Genomic DNA, 25337 nt, shown 5'->3' with positions numbered 1-25337 from the left:
GGGGCGTCGCGCAGCATATCAAGTGCGCGCAAGAGCTTTAAGGATTTGCGAGAATCGCCACTATGAGTGTCCCCCCGGCCAGTGTCGAGCAAGCGCAGAAGGCGATGTCGTCGACATTGCTGATCTGCGAACACTGCGACACCGTGCACCGCCGCCGGCCGCTCGCGCGCGGCGAGGTGGCCCGTTGCATGCGTTGCAACGCGGTGCTGGAACGCCATCAGCGCATCGGTTTGGATACGATGCTGGCGCTGGTGGTGACGGTGATGGTGGTGTTCGTGCAGGCCAACGTGTGGCCGATCATCACGCTGGGCCTCAACGGGGAGCAGATCCACGCCACGCTGTGGGGCATCATCATCATGATGTGGAAGGAGCACTCGCAGGTGGTGTCGGTGCTGGCGGCGGCCACGCTGTTCTTCTTTCCGCTGTGCAAGATGGGCATCCTGGGCTGGCTGCTGATCTTTGGTCGGCAGGGAAAGCGCGCGCCCGGCTTCGTGCCGCTGATGGTGGTGCTGCATTACATCGCGCCATGGACGATGAGCGAGGTGTTCGTGCTCGGCGTGCTGGTGTCGATCGTGAAGGCGCACATGTATTTCGACGTGACGCCGGATGTGGGTGTGTTTGCGTATGCCGCGCTGGCGCTGCTGATCACGGTGTTTGCCGGCATCGATCTGCGCCAGCTATGGGACAAGATCCCCGAGGAGCCCGCATAATGGCCGTGTTGCCGCGCGCCCACGAACTGGGCCTGATCGGCTGCCACGTCTGCGGCCAGATCTGCCGCGACACGCAGGTGGATCACGCGGCCTGCCCGCGTTGCGGCAGTTCGCTGCATCGGCGCAAGCCTTACAGCGCCGCGCGCACCTGGGCGCTGTTGATCGCCGCCTTCATTTTCTACATTCCCGCCAACGTGCTGCCGATCATGCGCACGGTCAGCCTGGGCGACGTGGACGACAACACCATCCTCAGCGGTGTGGTCGAGCTGTGGGTGAAAGGCTCGCCGGACCTGGCCGTGATTGTGTTCACCGCCAGCATCGTGGTGCCGATGTTGAAATTCCTGGTGATGAGCACGCTACTGTTGAGCGCGCATCGTGGCACCAGCTGGGCACGCCGCCAGCGCGCCTTGCTGTACCGGCTGGTGGAATTCATCGGGTACTGGTCCATGCTGGACGTGTTCGTGGTGGCGCTGCTTACCGCCCTGGTGCAGTTCGGCTTCTTCAGCCAGGTGGAACCGCTGCCGGGGGTGGTGTATTTCGGCCTCACCGTGATACTTACCATGCTGGCTTCGCAGAGTTTCGACCCCCGCCTGATCTGGGACTGCAAGGACGACGATGACTGACCACAACCAACCACCCCGCGTGGGCGGCGACCTGCCCGAACCGGTCGTGCGGCGCAAGCGCGTGAACGCCGCATGGATCTGGCTGGTGCCGGCGGTGGCGGCGCTGGTCGGCCTGTCGCTGGTGATCAACGCGTGGCGGCAGCAGGGGCCGGCCATCAACATCAGCTTCCAGACCGCGCAGGGCCTGGAGTCGGGCAAGACGGTGGTGAAGTACAAGGACGTAGTGATCGGCAAGGTCACCAACATTCGCCTGAGCCAGGATCACAGCAAGGTGATCGTGAAGGTGGACCTGGACAAGAGCGCGGCCGGCATCGCCGTGTCCGATTCGCGCTTCTGGGTGGTGCGCCCGCGCATCGGCCTGGGTGGCGTGTCGGGTATCGATACGTTGTTGTCGGGGTCGTTCATTGGCGTGGACGTGGGCAAATCCTCGCAGCCACAGACCGATTTCGTCGGGCTGGAGAATCCGCCGTCCGTGCTGCACGACTCGCGCGGCAAGAGCTACACCTTGCATGCCGGCGACCTGGGCTCGCTGGATATCGGCTCGCCGATCTATTTCCGGCGCATCCAGGTGGGCCGCGTGGCGTCCTACAAACTGGATGAAGATGGCAAGGGCGTCACCATGCAGATTTTTGTGGACAGCCCTTACGACCGTTTCGTCAGCACCGAGTCACGCTTCTGGAACGCCAGCGGCGTCGACGTATCGATCAGCGCCGATGGCCTGAAGCTCAACACGCAATCGCTGGCCACCGTATTGGCCGGCGGCGTGGCGTTCAACGATGCGCCCGGCCCGCACCCCGGCGAAACGCCGGCGCCGGAGAACACCACCTTTACCTTGTTCGATACCCAGAGCAACGCGATGGCGCCGCCCGATGGCGAGCCGCGCTATATCGTGATGCGCTTCAACCAGCCACTGCGTGGCCTGGCGGTGGATGCGCCGGTGGAATTCCGCGGCATCAACTTCGGCCGGGTCGTGTCGATCCGCATGGATTACGACGAGAAGACCAACGAATTCCCAATCTACGTGGGCGCGTTGATCTATCCGGAGCGCCTCGGCCGTGCGCATACCAAGCTGGCGGCCATCGCCCGGTCCAAGGGCGACGAGAATATGTCGCAAATCGTCACCACACTGGTGGCGCAAGGGCTGCGCGCGCAGGCCAAGGTGGGCAACCTGCTTACCGGCCAGCTATTCATTTCGCTGGATATCGAGCCGAAGGCGTCCAAGGCCAACGACTACGATCCGAACGCGCGTCCGCTGCAAATTCCCACCATTCCCGGCAGCTTCGACAAGTTGCAGGAACAGATGGCGGAGATCGTCGACAAGTTGAACAAGATTCCGTTCGACGCGATCGGCAACAACCTCAACCACACGCTGGCCGATCTGGACGGCACCATCAAGCAGCTCAACGGCGACGTGCTGCCGGCCTTCAAGCAGACGCTCAAGGGCGCCAACCAGACGCTGGGCACGGCCAACAACGCGCTGTCGGCCGATTCGCCGCTGCAGCAGAACCTCAACAGCACCATGCAGGAGCTGCAACGCATGGCCCGTTCGCTGCGCGTGCTTACCGATTACTTGAATGCCCAGCCCAGTTCGCTGATCCGCGGACGTACCAAGGATGCGCCGCCGGCGAGCACTGCCACGCCATCCAACGCCCAGCCGCAGCAAGGGAGCAAGCCATGATTCGTATGCGATACCTGCTGGCGGCATGCGGCGTGGCGATGCTGGCGGCGTGCGCTTCGGCGCCGGTGCACTACTACACGCTGGTGCCGCCATCCGATGACGCGCCGGCCGCAAGCGTGGCGCCCGCGCCGTTCCAGTTCGAATTGCTGCCGGTCGGCATTCCCGCGCAGAACGACGTGCCGCAACTGGTGGTGCGCCAGGGCGGGCAGGCCGTCAGCCTGCTCAATGGCGAGCGCTGGGTCGCCCCGCTGGGCGACGAGGTGCGCGGTGCGCTGTCGGTCGACCTGGCGCAACGCACCCACGCACAGGACATCAGCGGCGGCGTGGCGGCGAACGGCAAGCCGGTGCTGCGCATCAAGGTGGACCTGCGCCGCTTCGATTCCTCGCCCGGCAACTATGCGCAGATCGACGCCACCTGGACCGTGCGCGAACTGCGCAGCCAGGCCGCACTCACCTGCACCAGCCATATCAGCGAAAGCGTGGGGCAGGGCTATGGCGACCTGGTCGCCGGCCACCAGCGCGCCTTGTTGACCCTGGCCGGGCAGATCGCCAGCGTGGCGCCGGCGATGGCGGCGGGCAGCGTGCCGGCTTGCCCGGCTTCCTGAAGTCTGGAAACCACCCATAGGTTGGGTTAGCGGAGCGTAACCCAGCGATGCCGCTTCGAAGACGTTGGGTTACGCTGCGCTAACCCAACCTACGATGATTCCCCCAGAGAGAGGGGATGAAAGACCCCGTTTCTGCTAGTCTGCCGGGTTCCACGCAGCGCACGGCGACGGACGCCCGCGCTACCGAAAACGCATCACGGCGCCGATCATGCAGGACAATCAAGACCAGGGTTCTTCCAACGACTACAACCCGCAGGCGGTGGAATCCGCCGCGCAGCTGTATTGGAACGCGCAGCGCGCGTATGAGGTGAAGGAGGATCCCTCCCGCCCGAAGTTCTACTGCCTGGCGATGCTGCCGTATCCCTCCGGCGCGCTGCACATGGGCCACGTGCGCAACTACACCATCGCCGACGTGATCAGCCGCTACCAGCGCATGACCGGCAAGAACGTGCTGCAGCCGATGGGCTGGGACGCGTTCGGCCTGCCGGCGGAAAACGCGGCGATCAAGAACAACACCGCGCCGGCGAAGTGGACGTACAAGAACATCGACCACATGCGCGAGCAGCTCAAGTCATTGGGCTACGGCATCGACTGGTCGCGCGAATTCGCCACCTGCAAGCCGGACTATTACCGCTGGGAACAGCTGATGTTCACCCGGCTGATGCAAAAAGGCCTGGCCTACCGCAAGAACGCGGTGGTGAACTGGGATCCGGTCGACCAGACCGTGCTGGCCAACGAGCAGGTGATCGACGGCCGCGGCTGGCGCTCCGGCGCGCTGGTGGAAAAGCGCGAGATCCCGCAGTGGTTCCTGAAGATCACCGACTACGCGCAGGAACTGCTCGATGGCCTGGACACGCTGCCCGGCTGGCCGGATGCGGTCAAGACCATGCAGCGCAACTGGATCGGCCGCAGCGAAGGCGTGGACATCCATTTCGCGGTGGAAGGCGAAGCCGAACCGCTGACCGTGTTCACCACGCGCCCGGATACCTTGATGGGCGTCACCTTCGTGTCGATCGCCGGCGAGCATCCGCTGGCGCAGAAGGCCGCCGCGGGCAACCCGCAACTGGCCGCATTCCTGGAAGAACTGCGTCACGGCGGTGTCTCTGAAGCCGAACTGGAAACGCAGGAAAAGCGCGGCATGGCCACCGGCTTGTTCGCGATCCATCCGGTCAGTGGCGAAAAAGTGCCGGTGTGGGTGGCCAACTTCGTGCTGATGGGTTACGGCACCGGCGCAGTGATGGCGGTGCCCGGCCATGACGAGCGCGATTTCGAATTCGCACACAAATACAACTTGCCGATCAAGCAGGTGATCGCGGTCAGCGCCGAAGAAACCGGCTACGACCCGCAGCGCTGGAAGGAGTGGTATTCGGACAAGTCGCGCGCCGACATGTTCGTGATCAACTCCGGCGAGATGGACGGCAAGAACTACCGCGACGCGTTCGACTTCATCGCCGCCAAGCTGGAAGCCGCCGGCAAGGGCCATCGCCGCGTCAACTGGCGCCTGCGCGATTGGGGCGTGAGCCGCCAGCGTTATTGGGGCTGCCCGATTCCGGTGATCTACTGCGCGCATTGCGGCGCGTTGCCGGTGCCGGAAGATCAACTGCCGGTGGTGCTGCCAGAAGACGTCGCCTTCTCCGGCGTGCAGTCGCCGATCAAGGCCGATCCGCAATGGCGCAAGACCACCTGTCCGCAATGCGGCGGCGCGGCCGAGCGCGAAACCGACACCTTCGATACCTTCATGGAATCGAGCTGGTACTACGCGCGCTACACCAGCCCCGGTGCGAACGGCCTGGTCGACGAGCGCGCCAACTACTGGTTGCCGGTCGACCAATACATCGGCGGTATCGAGCACGCGATCCTGCATCTGCTGTACTTCCGCTTCTATCACAAGCTGATGCGCGACGCGGGCCTGGTGCATTCCGACGAGCCGGCCACCAACCTGCTGTGCCAGGGCATGGTGATCGCGGAAACGTTTTATCGCGACAACGCCGACGGCTCGAAGGATTGGATAAACCCCGTCGACGTGGAAATCCAGCGCGACGCGAAAGCGCACGTGATCGGCGCGGTGCTGAAAGCCGACGGCCAGCCGGTCCACATCGGCGGCATCGAGAAGATGTCCAAGTCCAAGAACAACGGCGTCGATCCGCAGGCGATGGTGGACAAGTTCGGCGCCGACACGGTGCGCCTGTTCTCCATGTTCGCCGCGCCGCCGGAGCAGTCGCTGGAATGGAACGAGGCTGGCGTGGAAGGCATGGCGCGCTTCCTGCGCCGCTTCTGGCGCGAGGTGTTGACGCACGTCGGCCAGCCGGATCATCCGCAAGTCGATCCGTCCAAGCTCGACGCCGGCCAAAAGGCGCTGCGCCGTCAGTTGCACGAAACCATCCAGAAGGTCAGCGACGACTTCGGCCGCCGCCACGCCTTCAACACCGCCATCGCCGCGCTGATGGAACTGCTCAACGCGCTGGGCAAGTTCACCGACCAGAGCGAGCAGGGCCGTGCCGTGCGCCACGAGGCGCTGGAAACCATGGTGCTGCTGCTCAATCCGGTAGTGCCGCACGTCAGCCACGCGCTGTGGCAGGCGCTGGGCCATGCGCAGGCGGTGCTGGACGACCAGCCCTGGCCGAAGGTGGACCCGGCCGCACTGGTGCGCGATACGCTGACCCTGGCGGTTCAAGTCAACGGCAAGCTGCGCGCTACCATTGAGCTTCCCGCCAACGCCTCGAAAGAAGAAGCCGAGGCGCTGGCGCGCGCGCAACCCAATGTGGCAGCCTTCCTGGAAGGGCAGACCGTGCGCAAGGTGATCGTAGTGCCCGGCAAGATCGTCAACATCGTTGCAGGATGAGTTCATGAATCAGGCTCTTAGACTGATCGCGCTGCTGCCCATGCTCGCCCTGGCCGCATGCGGTTTCCATTTGCGCGGAAGCGCAGCCATGCCCCAGGGTATGCAACGCGTGCACCTTACGGTCGGCGGCAGCGGCGATTTCCAGCGCAAGCTGGCGCGCGCACTGCTCGCGTCCAATGTCACGCTTGAAGATTCCGCCGGCCCCGGTGTCGCCGAACTGCGTGTGCCGGCGCAGAACTTCACCGTGCAGTCGCTCACCATCAACGGCGCCGCGCAGGTGACCGAGTTCGCCGTGCGCTTCCATGTGGCGTTCGCCGCGACCGATTCGGATGGCAAGGTGATCGTGCCGGAGCAGACCATCGATCTGCAGCGTGAATTCAGCTACGACGCCAGCCAGCCGGTAGGCACGCAATCGCAGATGGAGCAGATCCAGGGCAGCCTGATCGACGACGCCATCCAGGCGGTGCTGTTCCGCTTGCAGGCGGTGGCCGAGCACGGCACCACGGCGGCGGCCAAGGCGGTCGGTCCGATGCCGGCGACCGCGAGCACCACGCAGCAACCGCCGCAATACGTGCCCACGCCGATCGGCAACTGAGGCAGGCGCTGACCTATGCCGCTCAACCACGCCCAGTGGCAGAAGGCGCTGGCCGCGGATAGCCTTCGGCCCGTCTACCTGCTGGCTGGCGAAGAACTGCTGGTGCTGGAAGCGGCCGACGCGCTGCGCGCGCAGGCGCGCAAGCTCGGTTACAGCGAACGCCAGGTGCTGGATGTCGGCGCGCATTTCGACTGGGACGAACTGGCCCGCTCTGCCGCGGGCATGTCGTTGTTCGCCACGCGCCGCCTGCTCGACTTGCGCCTGCCTACCGGGCGTCCCGGTGTCGAAGGCGCCAAGGCCATCGTCGAATTCTGTGCCAACCCGCCGCCGGACGTGACGCTGTTGATCACCGCAGTGGAATGGAGCAGCAAGCACGAAGGCGCGTGGACCAAGCAGGTCGACGCCGCCGGTTGCCTGGTGGTGTTCAACGCGCCGCGTCCGAACGAATGGGAAGCCTGGATCGGCGCGCGCCTCGCCTCGCGCGGATTGGCCGCCACACATGATGCGGCCGCGCTGCTCGCCGAGCGCGTGGAAGGCAACCTGCTTGCCGCCGCGCAGGAAATCGACAAGCTCGCCGTGCTGCACGGACAAGGCAAGGTCGATGCGGCGGAGATGGAAAACCTGGTTGCCGACAGCGCCCGTTACGACGCTTTCAAGCTCACCGACGCCGCGCTCGGTGGTGATGGCGCGCGCGCGCTGCGCATCCTCGACGGCCTGCGTGCGGAAGGCGACGAACTGATTGCGCTGATGGGCTGGCTGGTCAATCAATTGCAGCTCGCGTTGCGCCTGGCCAACGCGCAGGACTTTGCTGCGCAGGCGCGCGCCGAACGCTTGTGGCCGGCGCGTGAACAGCTTTTCCGCAAGGCGCTGCGCCGTGCGCCGCGCGAACACTGGATGCAATGCCTGGCGCGCGCGGCGAAGATCGATCGCATCGCCAAGGGTCGCGAGTCCGGCGATGCCTGGCTGGAAGCGCAGCGCCTGATTGCAGCGATGGCCGAACCGCGGGCGGCGCAGGCATTGGTATGAGCCGTTCCGTCTCTCCGCTGGCGCTTTTCGGCGGCACCTTCGATCCGATTCATATCGGCCATCTCAGCGTCGCCTGGGAAGCCTCCGAACTGCTCGATGCCGAAGTACGCCTGATGCCCGCCAACGTGCCGCCGCATCGCCCGCCGCCCACCGCCAGCGCCACCCAGCGCGTGGACATGCTGCGCGCGGCGTTACGCGGGCAATCGCGGCTGGCGCTGGATACGCGCGAACTCGAGCGCAGCGGTCCGTCCTATACCATCGACACGCTGGAAGAACTGCGCCGCGAATACGGCGAACGGCCGCTGGTGCTGTTGCTCGGCGCGGATGCCTTTGCGGGCCTGCGCAGTTGGCATCGCTGGCGCGAGTTGTTCGACGTCACGCATCTTGGCGTGATCAACCGCCCTGGCATCGAAGCATGCGTTCCGGTGGAACTGGAACGCGCGGTGGCCGCACGGCGCACGGATGATCCCGGCGTGATTCGCTCGATGCCGGCAGGCAAGGTGATCGAACTCGCGGTCACGCCGCTGGAAGTGTCCGCGACGCGCATTCGCGAATTGCTCGCGACGGGACGCGATCCGCGCTATCTGCTGCCGGCAGGGTTGTTCGATGACGCAGCGTTGCTGGAGCCGTACCGCACATAGGTTGGGGTGTAAACCCCAACATCGCCATGTTCATGCACGAAGGCGTTGGGGTTTGCACCCCAACCTACGATGGGCTCACGAAACCCGATACGCCACAAACCGCAACGCCACCGAATTCATGCAGTAACGCAACCCGGTCGGCGGCGGGCCATCGTCGAACACATGGCCCAGATGGCTATCGCAGCCGGCGCAATTCACCGCCGTGCGAACCATGCCGAAAGCGGTATCGCGAGTTTCGATCACATTCGGCTTGGCGATCGGCTGCCAGAAACTCGGCCAGCCCGTGCCCGAATCGAACTGCGTAGCCGCATCGAACAAGGCGGTGTCGCAACCCGCGCAGCGATACAGGCCTTTGCTGCGCGGCCTTTCATGCGGACCGCTGAACGCCCGCTCGGTACCTGCGCGACGCATCACATCGAACGCGGCGCCGGAAAGCCGTTCATGCCACTGCGCATCGGTCAACACCAGCTTGCGCACATCGCAGGGGCCGAGATGATGGCCATCGTCGTCGGCGAAGCATTCAAGCAATACGGTGTCAGCGCGGATGGTCGCGGCGGGCGTGGCGTTACCCTTGCCGCCGAGCAGCCGCAGCATTGTCGATCCGCCCACGACCGCCACCGCACCGCCTCCCACCAGGGCAAGCAGGAATCGCCGCCGCTCCAGGCCTTTGTCGTCGTAAGCTGAAGTCATTGTCTTGCTCCTGTTGCTCTCAGCCGAACGTGAACGCGTACGCGCGCACGTTCGGATCAAGAAAGGTGATTTCGAATACGCGCTCGCCCGTGCCGTGCGCCTGGCGCACCAGTTGATACAGGCGTTGTCCGTTGACGACGCCGTTGCCCTCGGCATCGATGTCGGTACCGTGATCGTCACCTGGCGGCTTGCCGTCGAGCGTGACGCGGAAGCGCACCGGCTTGCCGTCTTCGCCAGGGCCCAGCACCAGGTGCAGGTCGCGGCCACGGAAGCGATAGACGATGCGGCCGTTCGATTTGTCGAGCGTGGCGTGCTGGGCGTTGACCGTCCAGGTTCCGTCGAACGCCCACTGATTGGCGGCGAGCGCATCGGGCGCCTGATAGTTCCAGCTATCGTCGTGCGCAATCTGCCCGCCGGCGAAGCCTTCGCTGCGCGCATAACCGACATAGGTTTCCGGGGAACGGCGCATGTCCCCGGAACCGGCGGCTTCGGCACCGGATGCACCGGGTTGTACGTAACCGCCGGGCAGATCCTTGTAACCGGCGTCGCTCAGCAAACGGCGGATTACTTCCTCGCTGCCGGCGTAGTTGCCTTCGCCGAAATGGTGCGCGCGAATCTGTCCGTGCGCATCGATGAAATAGTGCGCCGGCCAGTATTCGTTGTTGAAGCCTTTCCAGATCGCGTAGTCGTTATCCATCGCCACCGGATAGCCGATGTTGAAATCCTTGATCGCCTTGGCGACGTTGGCCGGATCTTTCTCGAACGCGAATTCCGGTGCGTGCACGCCGATCACTACCAGGCCGTGATCGCGATACTTCTGCGCCCATGCATTCACGTACGGCAACGAGCGGATGCAGTTGATGCACGAATAGGTCCAGAAGTCGACCAGCACCACCTTGCCGCGCAGCGCTTCGGGCGTCAGCGGCGCGCTGTTGAACCATTTCGTCGCGCCGGCCAGCGATGGCAGTTCGCCTTCCACCGGCAGCGGCGCGCCGGTCTTCGGTGCGGGCGCGGCATTGACCGGGGCAGGGCGCACGGCGTCGATCAGTTTCTGTTCGAAGCTGCCTGTGCTGGCCAGCGACACGCGCGTCAGTAGACCGGTATCTACGCCGAGCGCGATCGCGACCACGCCGGCCAGCACCAGCACGCCGAGTGCGCGGCGCACCCATTCGCCGGCGCCGAGCGAACGCTTCATCAGTGCGAAAACGCGCCCGCCGACCACCAGGGCAAGCGCCAGCGAGACCGCCGCGCCGGCGGCATAGGTGAGCAGCAACAGGCTGGTCGTCGCGCTGGCGCCCTGTAGTGCCGCGCCAGTGAGCAGCAGGCCAAGGATCGGTCCCGCGCACGGCGCCCATAGCAAACCGGTGGCAATGCCCAGTCCAGCCGCAGACCATGGCGAGTCCTGCAGGGCTTCGGTTTTTTCGGTCAGCCGATTGCCGAGCTTCACGAACGGCCGGCTGATCCACTCGGCGAAGTGCGGCACCAGCAAGGTCAGGCCGAGCACCGTCAGCACCGCCAACGCGAAATAGCGGCCGTACTGATTGGCGTGCACCGCCCATCCGCCGCCGACCGCGGCGAGCGTGGCGACCAGCGCGAAGGTGATGGCCATGGCGATCAGCATCGGCAAGCCGTTACGCGCGAACGGCCGATCGGCGCGTGCGAACACGAACGGCAGCACCGGCAGGATGCACGGGCTGAGGATGGTGAGGATGCCGCCGAGGAAGGCCAGGATGAGGATAAGCATGGCGAATGTGATCGTGGGTTTGGTGAAGTATTCGCCGGGTAGCGTGCCCCGGTTACGTGGACAGGCCCGGAAATTTGCGCTGTGCGAGGTAACCCTATACCCGCATTCGGCGAATGGATCCTCAAGCAATCAACGATCGCCAGCATGTCATCAGTCGCCTTGACGTTTGAGGGTCCGTGGGTCCTACTACGCCAGCCTCCGCCAAGGGGGTCCGATAGCGACAAGGCCGTGCCGACCGACATCCCAAGTGCCAGCGAACAGGCTGACCGGCAGCGGGCAGCATGGATGGCCGCCGCGCAAGCGGGCGACCAGCGCGCCTATACGCGCGTGCTGAACGATTCGGTGGCGCTGATCCGCGCGGTAGCGCGGCGGCAGGGCGTGGCGGTGGATGCGCTGGACGACGTGGTACAGGAAACCCTGCTGACCGTGCATCGCGTGCGACATACGTTCGATCCGTCGCGCTCCTACGATGCATGGCTGTCGGCGATCGCCGCGCGCCGCGCCATCGATCTGCTGCGCAGCCATGGCCGGCGTGAGCATCGTGAAGTGCACGACGAATTCGCGATGGACACGCACGCCGACCGCGAGGACGCCAGTACCGGCACCCTGCGCCAACAGGAGGCCGAACGCCTGCGCAAGGCGATCGAAACCCTGCCGCCGGGGCAGCGCGAGGCGGTGGAACAACTTGGCCTCAAGGAACGTACGCTGGCCGAGGCCGCCGAGCGTACCGGTCGCAATACCGGCGCGCTGAAAGTAAACCTGCATCGCGCATTGAAAACGCTGCGCGATCGCCTGCATGGAGAATCCTGACCGCTCATGTCTGGGAGCCTGCTTTCATATGCCAAGCACCTCGCGTTGCGCCTGAGTGGCCGCCATGCGACGGCGCACGGCTTGACCAGACGGCCAGTCTGGCGCTGCGCCGCGCGCCGCCACCTGGCGACCACTCAGACACAATCCCAAGCACTTGGCATATGAAAACAGGCTCCGCACCACGCCACCAAGCCCTGATCGACGCGCTCGGCGCCGAGCTGACGCCGGTGCGGCGCTTGCTGCCGCCATGGCGGCGCGCGCTCGCTTGGCTGGCGATCGTGGCGGTGCTCGCCGTGGCGCTGTTCATGCGCTTCGGTGCCGGCACCATGCTGCATCGCTGGAGCGCCGCGCCCGACCTGGGGGTGGCCGCCTGCGGCGCGGTGATCACCGCAATCACGGCCGCGCTGGCTTCGTTCGTGCTGGCAGTGCCGGGGCGTTCGATCCGCTGGGCATGGCTGCCGGTGCCCAGCGCCCTGGTCTGGATCGGCGCCAGCGGCCTGGGCTGCCTGCGGGCGCACATCCCGGGCATGCCGGTCCTGAACCTGCACGGCGCCAACGACTGCCTGATCTTCATCGTCAGTTTTTCGCTACCGCTGTCCGGGGTAATGATCTGGCTGCTGCGCCGCGCCTGTCCCCTGCGACCGGTGCTGACCGCCGTGCTGGTGGGGCTGGCCAGCGCCGCGGCCTCGGCCAGCCTGCTGGAGATCTGCCACAACTTTGACGCCGCGGCTTCCGACCTGGTGATGCATGCGGTGGCGGTGGCGCTGGTGGTAGGGTTGAACGCGCTGATGGGTGGGCGGTTGTTGTCGAGGGCTTAAGGCGACACTGACCAAGTATCGCCGCCGTCACCAGTCCTGTCTGTTCGCAGGCCACAGGGACGTCGGCGAAGGCAGACTGGCGCATCGTCGAGGCGGGTACCTGCGGCATGCGGACAGACAGGGCTGGCCCCACGTATTGCATTTAAATGATGGGGTGATGCCTGGAAGGCCCGCAGGCTGCGCCGCACGGCTTGGCAAGACGGCCAGTCTTCCCGGCGCCACGCAACACACCCTGCGAGCCTTCCAGGCATCATGACGATGGCGATACTTGATCAGTGTTGCCTTAAGCGCAACAGCAGGCTTGACGAGCCATTACACCAGGGCGGATATACTGCACTGGCGCGATCCCGCGCAGCCGATACGCCGCGAGGCCCCCACTCTTGACCACCATCCGCCATACCAAGGCCGTCAACACGGCCTCCCTGCGCAAGACCGTTATCGCCGCCCTTGAAGATCTCAAAGCCAAGGACATCCGGGAAATCGATGTACGCGGCAAAACTTCCATCGCCGACCTGCTCGTGATCGCTTCCGGCACCTCGGCCCGCCACGTAAAATCCATCGCCGACGAAGTCGTCAAGTTCGCCAAGCAGGCGGGCGTGATGCCGCTGGGTGTCGAAGGCGAACAGGAAGCAGAGTGGGTACTGGTAGACCTGGGCGACGTCATCGTGCACGTCATGTTGCCGCGCATTCGCGAGTTCTACGGCCTCGAGCGCCTGTGGACCGTGGGTGATCGCGACGCCGAAGGCGAAGCCGCGCTGGCAACGGGCTAAACGGAAAATCTGGCATGCGCGCGCGCCTGATCGCCATCGGCGAACGCATGCCTGCATGGGTTGCAGAAGGGTTTGCCGAATACCGCAAACGGCTCTCCCACGATTTGCCCCTCGAATTGATCGAACTGAAGCCCGGCGCACGCGGCAAGGGTCGCGACGATGCGCGCGCGATGCACGACGAAGGCGTCGCCATGCTCGCCGCGCTACCGCGCGATACCCATGTGATTGCGCTCGACGGCCGCGGCAAGGCGTGGTCCAGCGAAGAGCTGGCCGAACAGCTCGCGAAATGGCGCATGGCCGGGCGCGATCTGGCCTTCCTTATTGGCGGCCCTGACGGTCATGCGCCGGAAGTGGTGGCGCGCGCCGATCAAAAGTGGTCATTGGGTCCCTTGACGCTCCCGCATATGCTGGTGCGGTTGGTGCTGGTGGAGCAGCTTTATCGCGCTACCACGCTGTTGGCCGGCCATCCTTACCATCGCGCCTGACCGGCGCACGCCGCCGTCACCGCTTTGTCACGGGAGTTGTCATGCACTTCGAGGTTCACCAGGCGAGCATTTTCGATCTGGATACGCTGGTGCCCTTGTTCGACGGCTACCGGCAGTTTTACCGGCAGCCGTCCGACCCGGAGCGGGCGCGCGCTTTTCTCGCCGAACGTTTCGCGCATCACGAGTCGCTGATCCTGCTCGCCTGTGATGAGCACGGCGCAGGGCTGGGTTTCACGCAGCTGTTTCCATTGTTTTCATCCGTGCGCATGGCGCGCATCTACCTGCTCAACGATCTGTTCGTGGCGCCGGATGCGCGTAAGCATGGTGTGGGCAAAGCCTTGCTCAAGGCGTCGGCCGAACACGCGCGCGCCCTGGGCGCAGCCAGATTGTGGCTGCAGACGGAACTGGGCAATATCTCCGCGCAGGCGTTGTACGAATCGGCCGGGTGGCAACGCGATCCGGATTTTTGCGACTATGCACTGAGTTTGTAGCAGCGCGATCCACGCGCAGAGAGGACAAGGATGGCCGGGGCGATACGTCTGTTGTTGATCATGGCCTCGCTGTTGTTGTCGCTGCCGATCATGGCGAAGGGTGGCGAAGCTCAGAACTTTCTGTTCCTCGGTCAGGGCGAGATCGATCGACATGCGGAGCTGTTGCGCCGCCCCGATATCGACGGCGTGCAGATCGTCTACACCTGGAGGCAGCTGGAACCGCAAAAGGGACGCTACGACTTCTCCGCCATCGAACACGATCTTGCCCGCGCCACCGCCTTGCACAAGGCGCTGTTCATCCAGCTTCAAGACCGTTTCTTCAGCAAGGACGCACGCAACCTGCCCGATTACCTGCTCAGCGATTCCGTTTACAACGGTGGCTTGGTGGCGCAGGTGGACAATCCCGGTGAAGGCAAGCCGCAGGCCCAGGGTTGGGTGGCGCAGCAGTGGAATCCGCAGTTGCGTGAGCGCTATCAGCAACTGCTGCAGGCGCTCGCCAAGGCGTTCGACGGACGCGTGCAAGGCATCAATCTGCCGGAAACGGCGATCGATATCGACCAGAAAAACGACGAGACGGGTTTCACCTGCGACGCCTATTTCGAGGCCGAACTGGAAAACATGCTGTTCGCGCGGCGGGCGTTCACGCGCTCGGCGGTGGTGCAATATGTCAACTTCTGGCCGTGCGAATGGGACAACGACCATCGCTACATGGAGCGCCTGTTCGAAGCCGCTGCTGCACATGGCATCGGCTTGGGCGGACCGGACATCGTGCCGTATCGGAAGGCGCAGATGCATAACGCCTATCCGTTCTTCCATCGCTACAAGGATCGGCTCAGCCTGGTCGCAATGGCAGTGCAGGAGCCCACCTTGACCTACACGAACCCCCGCACGGGCAAACCGTTCACCAAGGCGGAGTTCGAGGATTTCGGGCGGCACTATCTTGGTGCACGCATCATCTTCTGGAGTACATCGTCGCCCTGGTTGCGGTAAGTTGTGCGACGGATGTTTGGCAAGGAACAGGTGATCCATGCTCTATCTCGCCTCCCAATCGCCGCGCAGGCGCGAGCTGCTCGGGCAACTCGGTGTTACGTTTTCCATTCTCGACGTGGATGTGGCCGAAATACCGTATCCGGAAGAAACGCCGCTGGACTATGTGCGGCGCGTGGCGCGCGACAAGGCGCACGCCGGCTGGGAAGCGCTGACGCGCGAAGCGCAGGACGATGCGCTGGTGATCGCGTCCGATACGGAAGTGGTGCTGGAGAACCGTGTCTTCGGCAAACCGAAGGACGCCGATGACGCGGCGGAAATGCTGCACGCGCTATCGGGCCGTACGCACGAAGTGATCTCGGCGGTCTGCATGATGTCGGCCAAACAGGAGCACGGCGATGTGTGCGTGTCGCGCGTGCGCTTCGCCGAGTTGAGCGAAGCGGATGTCACGGCGTACGTGGCGACCGGTGAGCCGTTCGGCAAGGCGGGCGCATACGCCATCCAGGGCCTGGGCGCCACCATGATCGAACATCTGGAAGGCAGCTATTCCGGCGTGATGGGTTTGCCGCTGTTCGAAACGTCACGGCTATTGCGGAAGTTTGGCGTAGGTTGGGTTGGCGCAGCGTAACCCAACAATGGTTGGTCGTTCCGATGAGTTTTTTGTTGAATGACGATGGCCGTCGCGGCTTATCCATTCCCCACTGAAAACAACGCCACCAGCGCAAACAGATTGAACACCCCGTGCGCCAGCATCGCCGGCCACAGCGATGCGGACTTCAATCGCAACCAGCACAACGCCGCCGCCAGCAACATCAGGTTCGGCAAGGCGTACCACTGAAAATTCAGCCCGGCCAGATGCACCGCGCCGAACAGCAGGGAACTCATCACGATCGACATCGCCGTCGACATGCGCCGCAGCAGCGCCGATAGCAGCACGCCGCGAAACATCAGTTCCTCGATCATCGGGCCGACGGTCACCGCCACGATGCCCAGCGGCAGCCGCAAAGGCGCCGACGCATGCCGGCCGAGTTCTTCCACGTTCTGCGTCACTTCGTGGCCGTGCGCCAGCCACTGGGTGATCAACGCACCGAGCGGCGGCATCGCCAGCCCGACCAGCAGGGCTGCGGCATACCAGCGGGGCGCGGCATGGCCGTGCACCCCAAAGCCCGGCGGCATGGCGCGAATCCACAACAACGGCCAGGTACGATGCACCAGCCAGAACAGCAGCATCGCGATCAACGGTACGGCGACTACCACCAGCATCGCGTTGCTGTCCGGTTGCTGCAGCACGTCCGTGGCATGCTTGCGTACTTCGGCCAGCGGCAATTGCGGGTGCCTGATCTTTTCGATCGCGCCCGCCATCACGCCCATCAGCGTGCCCGCCACCACCTGCAACAGGAAATAGAGCAGGATCAGGCCAAAGGCCTGCAGCACGCCTGGTGCGTTCGGCAAGGGCGAGCGTGTCGATGCGTCCGTCGCGCTCATCGGCTGCCTTGCATCAGCCTGCCAGCATGGCGCGACCCAGGCCGAGCGCGCTCATCACCACCAGCGCGGCCCAGCCCAGCATACCGACCGCGTAACCCGGTCCGCGTTTGTTGGCATCGCCCAGATAAGCCCAGGCATACCACGTGCGCCCAACGATCCACACCAAGCCGGCGATACCACCCCAAAGCACATAGCCGTAATGCACCGCCAGCCACAGCGCAGGCAGGAACATCACCGTGCTTTCCAGCGTATTCATCTGCACGCGGTAAGCGCGTTCGAACGCGGGGTGCCCGCTGATGGCCGGTGCTTTGATCTGATACTTGCTGCGTGCGTGGCCGACGGCCCACATGGTTGCGAATTGCAACAGGACAGTCAGCAAGGTAACCAGGGCGGGCAGGTTCTGAATCATGGTGCGTACGCGTAGGAAAGGAGCTGCCACTGTAGCGGTTTTGGTGCCATGCTGTGGGGGTTGGCCGGTATGGCATGCGATGGCGCGCGGGAGGCGTTATGGACTGGCAAAAGGGCGAAGAAAGTCAGAACGTCGAAGTCGATCAAGGCGGTGGTGGCCGCGGTTTCGGCGGCGGCCGGATGGGCATTGGTGGCCTGCTGATTCTCGCCTTGCTCGGCTGGATCTTCTTCAAGAATCCGCTCGCGCTGCTCGATCAGGGTGGTAGCCAGCCGTCCGGCTATGCGCCGCGCAGCCAGCCGGCGCAGGTCGATCCGCAGCAGATGGACTTCGTGCGCCGCGTGCTTGGTTCCACCGAAAAAACCTGGAGCGACATCTTTGCCAGCATGGGGCGCACTTATGTCGATCCCAAGCTGCACTTGTTCAGTGGCGGCGTGAATACTGCGTGTGGTGCAGCATCGACCGCCGTTGGGCCGTTCTATTGCCCCGGCGACCAGAAGGTTTACCTTGACCTGGATTTCTTCCGCGAACTGCAAACGCGTTTCCATTCCAGCGGCGATTTCGCGCGCGCCTACGTGATTGCGCATGAGGTCGGCCATCACGTGCAGAACCAGCTCGGCGTTTTCGCCAAGAGCGAGCAACTGCAGCGGCAAGGTGTGGCGATGGAAGGCGCCGGCGGACTGTCCGTGCGGCAGGAGCTGCAGGCCGATTGCTTTGCCGGCGTATGGGCCAATCGCACGCAGCAGCGCCTGCAATGGCTGAAGCCGGGTGATGTGGAGTCGGCGCTCAATGCCGCCAGCCAGATCGGCGACGATACCCTGCAACGTGAAGCGCGCGGCACCGTGGTACCCGATTCGTTCACGCACGGCACTTCGGCGCAGCGCGTGAAATGGTTCAAGACGGGGCTGGAGAGCGGAGATATCCGCCAGTGCAACACGTTCAGCGGGCCGGTATGAATGCCTGGCTAGTGTCGTGATCCATCCGTGCCAACGCTGTGGCGCTTGTTGCGCCAGCTTCCGCGTCGCCTTTCACTGGATGGAAGCGGACGCGTCGATGGGCGGCCAGGTGCCGCCTGAACTCACTGAAAAACTTGATCCCCATCGCGTGGCGATGCGCGGTACGCAAGCCTACTGGCCGCGATGTGTGGCGCTGGAAGGCACGGTCGGCGCCGCTACCCGTTGCAGCATCTACGCGCGGCGGCCATCGATCTGCCATGACGTTCAACCCGCCTGGGAAACCGGCACGCCGAGTCCGCAATGCGACAAGGCGCGCAGCATGCACGGTCTTGCGCCGTTGGCCATGGACGACTGGCTATAGCGAGCCGCTAGGTTTTGGTACCTCGTCGTCATTCCGGCGAACGCCGTAATCCAGTTTGAACACGTCGTGCTAAGCACACAAAATTTTCTCTCTGGTGTGCTTCGCACGTCATTCCTGACTGGATTCCGGCGTTCGCCGGAATGACGGTAAGGCGGATTGCGGCTCTCGACAAGCACAAATCTCCACTGCGGATTGGCGCTACGGTTGCGTGGTTCCCTGAAACATCTGCACGAACTGCCGCAACTCGCTTTCATTGACGTCGGACACCGCCACGAAACGCATGTGCTCGTCCGTCCATCGGATCACGGTGTAGCCATGCCATTGCGCAACATCTTGTGCGGAGGCGGATGCCGATATCGGCCACTGATAAAGATTGATCACGTGCAGGTGCCGCCGGTAAACCAGTGCGGCCACGGTACGGCCATCGAGCACGTCCAGTCGTCCGCCGACGAGCGGAAAACCCTGGTTTGCCAGATCCTTCACGCGCGGCGAAAAATCCAGCTTGCCGTCGAACCATGGCTTTACCGTGTGCTGATCGGTGGAAATCACGTCCATCAGGTGTTGCGGCTGCATCGAGCGGATATGGCTGGAAACCACTTCGTCGAGTGACTGGCCAGTACCGCGATGCAGCGTGTACCACCACGCCGGTGCGGCAAGTAGCAGCGCGGCGACGAATCCCGCCGCCATCGCCAACGCAACAGGTGCACGATGTGCGCGCACGGCGCGCGGCACGACCGGTTCGGCGGACCATGCTTTGCGCAACGTATCGGGTGCGCGCCGATATAGCGATGCGCGCGCAAAGCCCTCATGCAACTGCGCGTAGTCCGCATGCAACGCTGCGCAGGCGGCGCATCCTTGCATATGCCGATCGATGGCCACGCTTTGCGCGGCATCCAGTTCGTTATCCAGATAGGCGTGCAGAAGCAGCCTGGCGTCATCGCACATCATGACGGCGTGCCTCCGTGAAAGTGGTGGACAGTTCGGACCGCAGCCGTTCGCGTGCGCGGGCGAGGCGCGACATCACCGTGCCGATCTTCTGGCCGGTGATCGCAGCGATTTCCTTGTAGGAGCATTCTTCCAGCTCGCGCAGCACGATGGCTTCGCGCAAGGGGTGCGGAAGGTGGGCCAGCGCGGTCTGCAATGCATCGACGTCGACGGCGAGCAGGGCGCGCGCTTCGGGCGAGGGCTGTTCGTCGATCACGACGTGGGCATCGTCGTCGAAGGTTTCATGCGCATCGTCGGAGGCGCTCTTGGCGCGCAACGAATAGAACGTGTTGCGCACGATCGCCAACAGCCATACGCGGGCTTCGCCACCATGGAAGCTTTCGAAGTAACGGAATGCGCGCAGCATCGCCTCCTGCACGACATCCTGGGCGTCCGCATCGTCGCGCGCCAGCCAGCGTGCGAGGTTGTAGGCGGCATCCAGATGCGGCAGCACGCAGGCCTCGAAATGGGCGCTGCGGGAAACGGCTGCGGAGGGGCGGAAGTCGGAGGGCATAAAACCTTCTACCGGTATGGCGGCGACTTTATTCCCACGCCGGAAAACACGGAATAGGCCGGCCTGCAGGCAGGTAAAGGCAGGTGAGGGCGGCGCTGGGCGGCCCAAGCGGCGGAGTGACGATGATGCAGGACCACGACAACAGGATCGACGAGGAAGCCGGCGGTCGTCGGCAGTTTCTCAAATGCATGGCCTGGGCCGGCGCCGGCACCTTATGGATGATGAAGGGCGGCGTGTTGCGCGCGCACCCGCTCGGCGATGCGCCTGCCATCAAGGGCGGCACTTTCGGCTTCGTGCAGATCAGCGACTCGCACATCGGTTTTCACAAGGCGCCCAATCCGGACGTGATCGGAACGCTGCGTCGTTCGCTGGCGATGATCAATGCGCAGCAGACCCGACCGGCGTTTCTGCTCCATACCGGCGATCTGACCCATCTTTCCAAGCCCGAGGAATTCGACACTTTGAACGGATTGATGCAGGAAGCCCGCGTCAGCCAGCGCTTCTACGTGCCCGGCGAACACGATGTGATCGGCGACAACGGCACCGAATTCTTCCGCCGCTTCGGCGTAAAGCAAAACGCCGGCGGCTGGTACAGCTTCGATCAGGATGGCGTGCATTTCGTCGGATTGATCAATGTGCTTAACCTCAAGGCCGGTGGACTGGGTTCGCTGGGTGCGGATCAACTGGCCTGGCTGAAGAACGATCTGGCCGGCCGGTCGGCCGAAACGCCGGTGGTGGTGTTCGCGCACATGCCGTTGTGGCCGCTGTATCCGCAATGGGGCTGGGGTACGGACGACAGCAGCGAGGCGCTGAGCTATCTACGCCGCTTCGGCTCGGTCACTGTGCTCAACGGACACATCCACCAGATCCAGCAGAAGGTGGAAGGCAGCATCACGTTCTACACCACGCGTTCCACCGCCTATCCGCAGCCTGCACCGGGCGACGGTCCTGGACCGGGACCGTTGCAGAGCGTGACCGCGCAGGCACTGCATCGTTACCTTGGCATTCGCGATGTGCGGCATGTGCAGAGGGGCGGTGCACTGGCGGTAACCGACGAGGTGCTGGCATGAAACCCTTATGGAGATGGAGGGGGATTGGCATGCCTGCGGCCATCGCCCTGTGCAGCGTCGCGGCCTCGTGCGCAGCGGCGGACGCCGCGCCGGCCAAGGGCGTCACCCATGAGGTGGCGATCCAGAATTTCGCCTTCGCGCCGAAATCACTCGTGGTGCCGGTGGGTACGCGCGTGGTCTGGACCAACCATGATGAGGAGCCGCACGTGGTAACCAGTGCCGGCGGGGCGTTCGTAGCGTCCAAAGCGCTGGATTCAGGCGACACCTATACGGTGATGTTCCTGAAGCCGGGCACCTACACCTATTACTGTTCGATCCGTCCGATGATGGTCGGCACAGTCATTGTGCAGTGACGGCAGCGGTTGCACCGTCGAAGCGGTAACAATCCATGGCAAGGAAGCCCAGGTCGATGCCCGCATCGATGCGCCGTCCGTCGAAGTGTTCGCCGGCAGCCCCGAGCGCCACGTATAGCGGCAGCAGATGTTCGTCGGTGGGATGCGCACGCTCGGCGAACGGGGCCTGGCGGCGGTAGTCGAGCAGGGCGTCGACGTCGCCGGCCTGGATCTTCTGTTCGAACCAGCCGATGAACGGACGCACGTACGGCGCTTCGTTGCTTTCGCTGAAGCCGGCGCGCAGATCGTGCAGGTTGTGCGTGATGCTGCCCGAACCGATCACCAGCACGCCTTGTTCGCGCAGCGGCGCAAGCGCGCGGCCGACCGCGTAGTGATGCGCAGGCCCCAGGTGCGGCTGGATCGACAGTGGCACCACCGGAATGTCGGCGTGCGGATAGAGCAGGCGCAACGGTACCCATGCGCCGTGATCGAGGCCGTGGTGCGGGTCGATCGCGGCGGTCAAACCCGCCTGACCGAGCAAGTGCGCGACCTGCGTAGTCACTTCGGGTGCGCCCGGCGCTGGATAGCGGAGCTCGTACAGCTCGCGCGGAAAACCGTAGAAGTCGTAGACGGTTTCTGGCTGCGCCGCACCGCCCACACTCGGCTGGCGCGCCAGCCAGTGGGCGGTGGCGATCACGATGGCTTTCGGGCGCGGCAGGCTGGCGGCCGTCTCCGCAAGCCGCTCGCCGACTCGGCCGGGGTGCAGGGCGGTCATCGGCGAACCGTGGGAGATGAAGAGGCTCGGAAGTGTGTTCATGCTGGCGTAGGTTGGGGTGCGAACCCCAACGCAAGGATATTCAGGCGAAGCATTATGGCCGCATGAACACATGGGCGGTGGTAGGCAGCCAAGAACACACTGTTGCTCTGGATGGAACGAACTTCGGCCTGCTACTTCCGACGTCACGACATGCATGTCGACGTTGGGGTTTGCACCCCAACCTACGGTTATTTACGGCGCGGCGGCTTGTCACCGCCGCGCGCATGCTTCGGCTTGCCCGCATGCCCACGCGCGTGCGCCGGCTTGAAACCCGGCTTGCGCGGTGCGCGTGTGCCTGACTCCTCCTGCTCGGTCCCATCCCACTCGCGAATGCGCAGCTGCTGCTGGTTCACCCACACCTTCTGCAGGTGCTGGAACACTTCCTTGGGCATGCCGTCGGGCAGGTCGATCAGGCTGTAGTCGCCGCGGATGCTCAGGCGGCCGATGAACTGGCTTTCCAGGCCGGCCTCGTTGGCGATGGCGCCGATGATATTGCCGGGCTTAACGCCGTGTTCGTGGCCGACTTCGATGCGGTACGTGCGCTTGCCGGCCTCGGTGGCGTGCGGGCGCAGCTGGCGCGGGGCGAAGTCGCGCGTGTTTTCTTCGCGATGACGCGCTTCGCGCGGTGGCCTGTCGCCGTCATGCGAGCGGGCCGGATGCGCTTCGCGTTCGTGCGTGCGCTCGCGCTTGGGCGGCGCTTCCAGCAGCAGCGGGCGATCGCCTTGCGCAATGCGCGCCAGTGCGGCGGCGATTTCGACCGCGGGTACGTCGTGCTCCTGTTCGTATTGCTCGATCAATTGCTGGAACTGCTCCATGCCGCCCATCGCCAGCGTATCGCTGATGCTCTGCTTGAAGCGCGCGATGCGGCGGTCGTTCACCGCTTCCACCGTGGGCAGCTTCATTTCCTCGATCGGCTGGCGCGTGGCGCGTTCGATCGCGCGCAGCATGCCTTTTTCGCGCGGGGTGACGAACAGAATCGCTTCGCCGCTGCGCCCGGCGCGGCCGGTGCGGCCGATGCGGTGCACGTAGCTTTCGGTGTCGTAGGGAATGTCGTAGTTCAGCACGTGGCTGATGCGTTCCACGTCCAGACCGCGCGCAGCGACGTCGGTGGCGACGAGAATGTCGAGCTTGCCGTCCTTGAGCTGCTGGATCACGCGCTCACGCTGCGGCTGCGCAATGTCGCCGTTGATTGCGGCGGCGGCCAGGCCGCGCGCCTGCAGTTTCTCGGCCAGTTCCTCGGTGGCCTGCTTGGTGCGCGCGAAGATGATCATCGCGTCGAACGGCTCGGCTTCGAGAATGCGCGTCATTGCATCCAGCTTGTGCATGCCGCTCACCCACCAGTAGCGCTGGCGGATGTTCGCTGCGGTGGTAGTGGCGGCCTTGATGGTGACTTCCACCGGATTCTTCAGATGCCGCTGCGCGATCTTGCGGATCGGCGCCGGCATGGTGGCGGAGAACAGCGCCACCTGGCGTTCCGGAGGCGTGGCTTGCAGCACTTTTTCGACATCGTCGATAAAGCCCATGCGCAGCATTTCGTCCGCTTCATCAAGCACGATGAAACGCAGTTCGGAAAGATCCAGCGTGCCACGCTCCAGATGATCGATCACGCGGCCGGGCGTGCCGACCACCACGTGCACGCCGCGACGCAGCGCGTGCAACTGCGGGCCATAGCTCTGGCCACCGTAGATCGGCAGTACCTGGAAGCCGGGCATGTGCGCGGCGTAACGCTGAAACGCTTCGGCCACCTGGATGGCCAGTTCGCGCGTCGGCGCCAGCACCAGCGCCTGCGGTTTGCCAGGGCGCATTTCGATGCGCGAAAGGATCGGCAGCGCGAACGCCGCCGTCTTGCCGGTGCCGGTTTGCGCCTGTCCCAGCACGTCGCGGCCTTCGAGCAGGGAAGGAATGGTGGCGGCCTGGATCGGCGAGGGTAATTCGTAACCCACGTCGGCCAATGCGCGCAGCACTTCCGGCGAGAGCGCAAGCGCAGAGAAACCAGCGGCGGCCGGGGCAGAGTCGGAAGACGGGGACGACATGGGGGAGAACCTCGACGAAGCATGCACGGGGCATGCAGGAGAAAGGTGACTATTGTAACAGCCCGGGGACGACATACTCTTGGAAGTTGGCATCGTTACACGGAGCTATGGATGAAAAACCGCCTGAAAGATCGCATTGCCCTGGTTACGGGAGCGTCCTCGGGGATCGGTGAAGCCACCGCGCTGGCGTTGGCCGAGCAGGGCGCCAGGGTGGCAATCGCCGCGCGGCGCAAGGACCGGCTGGATCAGCTCGCGACCAAGCTTGCCGGGCTGGGCGCCGAACCGCTGGTGCTGGTGGCCGATCTTGCTTCAGAAGCCGGGGCGCAACGCGTCGTGAAGGAAACCGAGACGCATTATGGCCGCCTGGATATCCTCATCAACAATGCCGGCGTGATGTACCTGGAGCCGGTCGCCGAAGCGGACCTGGGCCGCTGGCGCAGCATGCTGGAATTGAACCTATTGAGCCTGATCGCCTCCACGCAGGCCGCCCTGGCCGGCATGCGCGCGCGGCGCGACGGGCACATCGTTAACGTCTCGTCGGTGGCCGGGCGCGTGGCCAATCCCAACGCGGCGGCCTATGCGGCGACCAAGTTCGGCGTGGTGGGTTTTTCCGAATCGCTGCGGCGCGAGGTCTACAAGGACAACATCCGCGTCAGCGTGATCGAGCCCGGCATGGTGGACACCCAATTGCGTGAACACATCGGTCATGAGGCCAGCCGCCGCGCGCTGGACATGCGTGCGGGCGAGATGCGCCAGCTACAGGCCGAGGACATCGCCGACACCATCCTGTTCTGCGTGACGCGTCCGGACTACGTATCCATCAACGAAGTGCTGATGCGGCCGACGGATCAGGAGCGCTAAGCG

The 25337-nt window shown here is 64.4% G+C and carries 28 protein-coding genes; 20 read left to right on the top strand and 8 right to left on the bottom strand.

Annotation, left to right across the window (positions count from 1 at the left end):
• Nucleotides 1-62 precede the first annotated feature (62 nt).
• The 8 genes from ACTHNE_RS11410 (at nucleotide 63) to nadD (ending at nucleotide 8720) form a co-directional block, all read left to right on the top strand.
• On the top strand, nucleotides 63-710 hold the full coding sequence (locus ACTHNE_RS11410; protein ID WP_324944174.1) for a paraquat-inducible protein A: 648 nt from the start codon (nucleotides 63-65) through the stop codon (nucleotides 708-710).
• Nucleotides 710-1333 carry a paraquat-inducible protein A gene (locus ACTHNE_RS11405; RefSeq protein ID WP_324944177.1) on the top strand — a complete coding sequence of 208 codons (624 nt, stop codon included), beginning with the start codon at nucleotides 710-712 and terminating at the stop codon, nucleotides 1331-1333. Before ACTHNE_RS11410 ends, ACTHNE_RS11405 begins: the two co-directional genes overlap by 1 nt.
• On the top strand, nucleotides 1326-3011 hold the full coding sequence (locus ACTHNE_RS11400; protein WP_324944179.1) for a PqiB family protein: 1686 nt from the start codon (nucleotides 1326-1328) through the stop codon (nucleotides 3009-3011). Before ACTHNE_RS11405 ends, ACTHNE_RS11400 begins: the two co-directional genes overlap by 8 nt.
• A complete protein-coding gene (locus ACTHNE_RS11395) occupies nucleotides 3008-3616 on the top strand; it encodes a PqiC family protein (protein WP_440269307.1) in 609 nt (202 codons plus the stop codon). The genes ACTHNE_RS11400 and ACTHNE_RS11395 overlap by 4 nt, the downstream gene beginning before the upstream one ends.
• Before the next feature lie 208 nt (nucleotides 3617-3824).
• Nucleotides 3825-6458, top strand: coding sequence for a leucine--tRNA ligase (gene leuS / locus ACTHNE_RS11390; protein ID WP_440269306.1), 2634 nt, complete (start codon nucleotides 3825-3827; stop codon nucleotides 6456-6458).
• 4 nt (nucleotides 6459-6462) lie between these two features.
• Nucleotides 6463-7053 (top strand): LPS-assembly lipoprotein LptE, encoded by a 591-nt coding sequence (locus ACTHNE_RS11385; protein WP_324947792.1) that lies wholly within the window; start codon nucleotides 6463-6465, stop codon nucleotides 7051-7053.
• A gap of 15 nt (nucleotides 7054-7068) precedes the next feature.
• On the top strand, nucleotides 7069-8079 hold the full coding sequence (holA, locus tag ACTHNE_RS11380; RefSeq protein ID WP_324947794.1) for a DNA polymerase III subunit delta: 1011 nt from the start codon (nucleotides 7069-7071) through the stop codon (nucleotides 8077-8079).
• The gene (gene nadD, locus ACTHNE_RS11375; RefSeq protein ID WP_440269305.1) at nucleotides 8076-8720 is read left to right on the top strand and encodes a nicotinate-nucleotide adenylyltransferase; all 645 of its coding nucleotides are present in this window, start codon (nucleotides 8076-8078) and stop codon (nucleotides 8718-8720) included. The genes holA and nadD overlap by 4 nt, the downstream gene beginning before the upstream one ends.
• A gap of 75 nt (nucleotides 8721-8795) precedes the next feature.
• On the opposite strand, the gene msrB is transcribed toward nadD, so the two are convergent.
• Both msrB and ACTHNE_RS11365 read right to left on the bottom strand, forming a co-directional pair.
• On the bottom strand, nucleotides 8796-9410 hold the full coding sequence (gene msrB / locus ACTHNE_RS11370) for a peptide-methionine (R)-S-oxide reductase MsrB (protein WP_440269304.1): 615 nt from the start codon (nucleotides 9408-9410) through the stop codon (nucleotides 8796-8798).
• A 19-nt stretch (nucleotides 9411-9429) separates the two neighbouring features.
• Complete coding sequence (locus tag ACTHNE_RS11365; protein ID WP_440269303.1) at nucleotides 9430-11154, bottom strand: cytochrome c biogenesis protein DipZ; 1725 nt, start codon at nucleotides 11152-11154, stop codon at nucleotides 9430-9432.
• A gap of 228 nt (nucleotides 11155-11382) precedes the next feature.
• Here ACTHNE_RS11365 and ACTHNE_RS11360 point away from each other — a divergent pair, with 228 nt between their 5' ends.
• From ACTHNE_RS11360 to ACTHNE_RS11330, 7 genes are all read left to right on the top strand, one after another.
• Nucleotides 11383-11964 (top strand): RNA polymerase sigma factor, encoded by a 582-nt coding sequence (locus ACTHNE_RS11360; protein ID WP_414649784.1) that lies wholly within the window; start codon nucleotides 11383-11385, stop codon nucleotides 11962-11964.
• Nucleotides 11965-12125: 161 nt separating this feature from the next.
• Nucleotides 12126-12782: an NrsF family protein gene (locus tag ACTHNE_RS11355; protein WP_324947802.1), complete on the top strand. Its 657-nt coding sequence runs from the start codon at nucleotides 12126-12128 to the stop codon at nucleotides 12780-12782.
• 380 nt (nucleotides 12783-13162) lie between these two features.
• Entirely contained in the window at nucleotides 13163-13552 is a 390-nt protein-coding gene (gene rsfS / locus ACTHNE_RS11350; RefSeq protein ID WP_324947803.1) for a ribosome silencing factor, read from the top strand.
• Between the two features lie 14 nt (nucleotides 13553-13566).
• Nucleotides 13567-14037: a 23S rRNA (pseudouridine(1915)-N(3))-methyltransferase RlmH gene (gene rlmH, locus ACTHNE_RS11345; protein ID WP_324947805.1), complete on the top strand. Its 471-nt coding sequence runs from the start codon at nucleotides 13567-13569 to the stop codon at nucleotides 14035-14037.
• A gap of 41 nt (nucleotides 14038-14078) precedes the next feature.
• Entirely contained in the window at nucleotides 14079-14528 is a 450-nt protein-coding gene (locus ACTHNE_RS11340) for a GNAT family N-acetyltransferase (protein WP_324947807.1), read from the top strand.
• 60 nt (nucleotides 14529-14588) lie between these two features.
• Nucleotides 14589-15518 (top strand): hypothetical protein, encoded by a 930-nt coding sequence (locus ACTHNE_RS11335; protein WP_440269302.1) that lies wholly within the window; start codon nucleotides 14589-14591, stop codon nucleotides 15516-15518.
• A gap of 37 nt (nucleotides 15519-15555) precedes the next feature.
• The gene (locus ACTHNE_RS11330; RefSeq protein ID WP_440269301.1) at nucleotides 15556-16143 is read left to right on the top strand and encodes a Maf family protein; all 588 of its coding nucleotides are present in this window, start codon (nucleotides 15556-15558) and stop codon (nucleotides 16141-16143) included.
• A gap of 59 nt (nucleotides 16144-16202) precedes the next feature.
• Here ACTHNE_RS11330 and ACTHNE_RS11325 read toward each other — a convergent pair whose 3' ends face one another.
• On the bottom strand, nucleotides 16203-17000 hold the full coding sequence (locus tag ACTHNE_RS11325) for a lysostaphin resistance A-like protein (protein ID WP_440269300.1): 798 nt from the start codon (nucleotides 16998-17000) through the stop codon (nucleotides 16203-16205).
• Between the two features lie 13 nt (nucleotides 17001-17013).
• Entirely contained in the window at nucleotides 17014-17406 is a 393-nt protein-coding gene (locus tag ACTHNE_RS11320; RefSeq protein ID WP_324938037.1) for an MAPEG family protein, read from the bottom strand.
• Between the two features lie 101 nt (nucleotides 17407-17507).
• Here ACTHNE_RS11320 and ypfJ point away from each other — a divergent pair, with 101 nt between their 5' ends.
• Both ypfJ and ACTHNE_RS11310 read left to right on the top strand, forming a co-directional pair.
• Nucleotides 17508-18362 carry a KPN_02809 family neutral zinc metallopeptidase gene (gene ypfJ, locus ACTHNE_RS11315; RefSeq protein WP_324938020.1) on the top strand — a complete coding sequence of 285 codons (855 nt, stop codon included), beginning with the start codon at nucleotides 17508-17510 and terminating at the stop codon, nucleotides 18360-18362.
• A 16-nt stretch (nucleotides 18363-18378) separates the two neighbouring features.
• Nucleotides 18379-18723 carry a YkgJ family cysteine cluster protein gene (locus ACTHNE_RS11310; RefSeq protein ID WP_324938022.1) on the top strand — a complete coding sequence of 115 codons (345 nt, stop codon included), beginning with the start codon at nucleotides 18379-18381 and terminating at the stop codon, nucleotides 18721-18723.
• 198 nt (nucleotides 18724-18921) lie between these two features.
• Here ACTHNE_RS11310 and ACTHNE_RS11305 read toward each other — a convergent pair whose 3' ends face one another.
• Together ACTHNE_RS11305 and ACTHNE_RS11300 are read right to left on the bottom strand one after the other, a co-directional pair.
• Nucleotides 18922-19671 (bottom strand): anti-sigma factor family protein, encoded by a 750-nt coding sequence (locus tag ACTHNE_RS11305; RefSeq protein WP_440269299.1) that lies wholly within the window; start codon nucleotides 19669-19671, stop codon nucleotides 18922-18924.
• A complete protein-coding gene (locus ACTHNE_RS11300; protein WP_440269298.1) occupies nucleotides 19658-20221 on the bottom strand; it encodes a sigma-70 family RNA polymerase sigma factor in 564 nt (187 codons plus the stop codon). The genes ACTHNE_RS11305 and ACTHNE_RS11300 overlap by 14 nt, the downstream gene beginning before the upstream one ends.
• Nucleotides 20222-20343: 122 nt before the next feature.
• Here ACTHNE_RS11300 and ACTHNE_RS11295 point away from each other — a divergent pair, with 122 nt between their 5' ends.
• Together ACTHNE_RS11295 and ACTHNE_RS11290 are read left to right on the top strand one after the other, a co-directional pair.
• Complete coding sequence (locus ACTHNE_RS11295) at nucleotides 20344-21291, top strand: metallophosphoesterase family protein (protein ID WP_440269297.1); 948 nt, start codon at nucleotides 20344-20346, stop codon at nucleotides 21289-21291.
• A gap of 29 nt (nucleotides 21292-21320) precedes the next feature.
• Nucleotides 21321-21644 carry a cupredoxin domain-containing protein gene (locus ACTHNE_RS11290; protein ID WP_440269296.1) on the top strand — a complete coding sequence of 108 codons (324 nt, stop codon included), beginning with the start codon at nucleotides 21321-21323 and terminating at the stop codon, nucleotides 21642-21644.
• Here the strand turns inward: ACTHNE_RS11290 and ACTHNE_RS11285 are convergent.
• Together ACTHNE_RS11285 and ACTHNE_RS11280 are read right to left on the bottom strand one after the other, a co-directional pair.
• Nucleotides 21631-22440, bottom strand: a complete 810-nt coding sequence (locus ACTHNE_RS11285) for a DODA-type extradiol aromatic ring-opening family dioxygenase (protein ID WP_440269295.1) — start codon at nucleotides 22438-22440, stop codon at nucleotides 21631-21633. The genes ACTHNE_RS11290 and ACTHNE_RS11285 overlap by 14 nt on opposite strands.
• Nucleotides 22441-22628: 188 nt before the next feature.
• Nucleotides 22629-24473 carry a DEAD/DEAH box helicase gene (locus tag ACTHNE_RS11280; RefSeq protein ID WP_440269294.1) on the bottom strand — a complete coding sequence of 615 codons (1845 nt, stop codon included), beginning with the start codon at nucleotides 24471-24473 and terminating at the stop codon, nucleotides 22629-22631.
• A gap of 111 nt (nucleotides 24474-24584) precedes the next feature.
• Here ACTHNE_RS11280 and ACTHNE_RS11275 point away from each other — a divergent pair, with 111 nt between their 5' ends.
• On the top strand, nucleotides 24585-25334 hold the full coding sequence (locus tag ACTHNE_RS11275) for an SDR family NAD(P)-dependent oxidoreductase (RefSeq protein WP_440269293.1): 750 nt from the start codon (nucleotides 24585-24587) through the stop codon (nucleotides 25332-25334).
• The last annotated feature ends 3 nt before the right edge of the window (nucleotides 25335-25337 follow it).

It is taken from the genome of Dyella sp. (assembly GCF_051954575.1).
Lineage (GTDB): Bacteria > Pseudomonadota > Gammaproteobacteria > Xanthomonadales > Rhodanobacteraceae > Dyella_B.
The sequence above is the reverse complement of the archived record's forward strand: the minus strand, read 5'-3'. Positions and strand labels throughout refer to the sequence as shown.

Coding starts and splice junctions, on each gene's coding strand:
- ACTHNE_RS11410 (WP_324944174.1), top strand. CDS start 63: ATGAGTGTCCCCCCGGCCAGTGTCGAGCAAGCGCAGAAGGCGATGTCG.
- ACTHNE_RS11405 (WP_324944177.1), top strand. CDS start 710: ATGGCCGTGTTGCCGCGCGCCCACGAACTGGGCCTGATCGGCTGCCAC.
- ACTHNE_RS11400 (WP_324944179.1), top strand. CDS start 1,326: ATGACTGACCACAACCAACCACCCCGCGTGGGCGGCGACCTGCCCGAA.
- ACTHNE_RS11395 (WP_440269307.1), top strand. CDS start 3,008: ATGATTCGTATGCGATACCTGCTGGCGGCATGCGGCGTGGCGATGCTG.
- leuS (WP_440269306.1), top strand. CDS start 3,825: ATGCAGGACAATCAAGACCAGGGTTCTTCCAACGACTACAACCCGCAG.
- ACTHNE_RS11385 (WP_324947792.1), top strand. CDS start 6,463: ATGAATCAGGCTCTTAGACTGATCGCGCTGCTGCCCATGCTCGCCCTG.
- holA (WP_324947794.1), top strand. CDS start 7,069: ATGCCGCTCAACCACGCCCAGTGGCAGAAGGCGCTGGCCGCGGATAGC.
- nadD (WP_440269305.1), top strand. CDS start 8,076: ATGAGCCGTTCCGTCTCTCCGCTGGCGCTTTTCGGCGGCACCTTCGAT.
- msrB (WP_440269304.1), bottom strand. CDS start 9,410: ATGACTTCAGCTTACGACGACAAAGGCCTGGAGCGGCGGCGATTCCTG.
- ACTHNE_RS11365 (WP_440269303.1), bottom strand. CDS start 11,154: ATGCTTATCCTCATCCTGGCCTTCCTCGGCGGCATCCTCACCATCCTC.
- ACTHNE_RS11355 (WP_324947802.1), top strand. CDS start 12,126: ATGAAAACAGGCTCCGCACCACGCCACCAAGCCCTGATCGACGCGCTC.
- rlmH (WP_324947805.1), top strand. CDS start 13,567: ATGCGCGCGCGCCTGATCGCCATCGGCGAACGCATGCCTGCATGGGTT.
- ACTHNE_RS11340 (WP_324947807.1), top strand. CDS start 14,079: ATGCACTTCGAGGTTCACCAGGCGAGCATTTTCGATCTGGATACGCTG.
- ACTHNE_RS11335 (WP_440269302.1), top strand. CDS start 14,589: ATGGCCTCGCTGTTGTTGTCGCTGCCGATCATGGCGAAGGGTGGCGAA.
- ACTHNE_RS11330 (WP_440269301.1), top strand. CDS start 15,556: ATGCTCTATCTCGCCTCCCAATCGCCGCGCAGGCGCGAGCTGCTCGGG.
- ACTHNE_RS11325 (WP_440269300.1), bottom strand. CDS start 17,000: ATGAGCGCGACGGACGCATCGACACGCTCGCCCTTGCCGAACGCACCA.
- ypfJ (WP_324938020.1), top strand. CDS start 17,508: ATGGACTGGCAAAAGGGCGAAGAAAGTCAGAACGTCGAAGTCGATCAA.
- ACTHNE_RS11305 (WP_440269299.1), bottom strand. CDS start 19,671: ATGATGTGCGATGACGCCAGGCTGCTTCTGCACGCCTATCTGGATAAC.
- ACTHNE_RS11300 (WP_440269298.1), bottom strand. CDS start 20,221: ATGCCCTCCGACTTCCGCCCCTCCGCAGCCGTTTCCCGCAGCGCCCAT.
- ACTHNE_RS11295 (WP_440269297.1), top strand. CDS start 20,344: ATGATGCAGGACCACGACAACAGGATCGACGAGGAAGCCGGCGGTCGT.
- ACTHNE_RS11290 (WP_440269296.1), top strand. CDS start 21,321: ATGCCTGCGGCCATCGCCCTGTGCAGCGTCGCGGCCTCGTGCGCAGCG.
- ACTHNE_RS11285 (WP_440269295.1), bottom strand. CDS start 22,440: ATGAACACACTTCCGAGCCTCTTCATCTCCCACGGTTCGCCGATGACC.
- ACTHNE_RS11280 (WP_440269294.1), bottom strand. CDS start 24,473: ATGTCGTCCCCGTCTTCCGACTCTGCCCCGGCCGCCGCTGGTTTCTCT.
- ACTHNE_RS11275 (WP_440269293.1), top strand. CDS start 24,585: ATGAAAAACCGCCTGAAAGATCGCATTGCCCTGGTTACGGGAGCGTCC.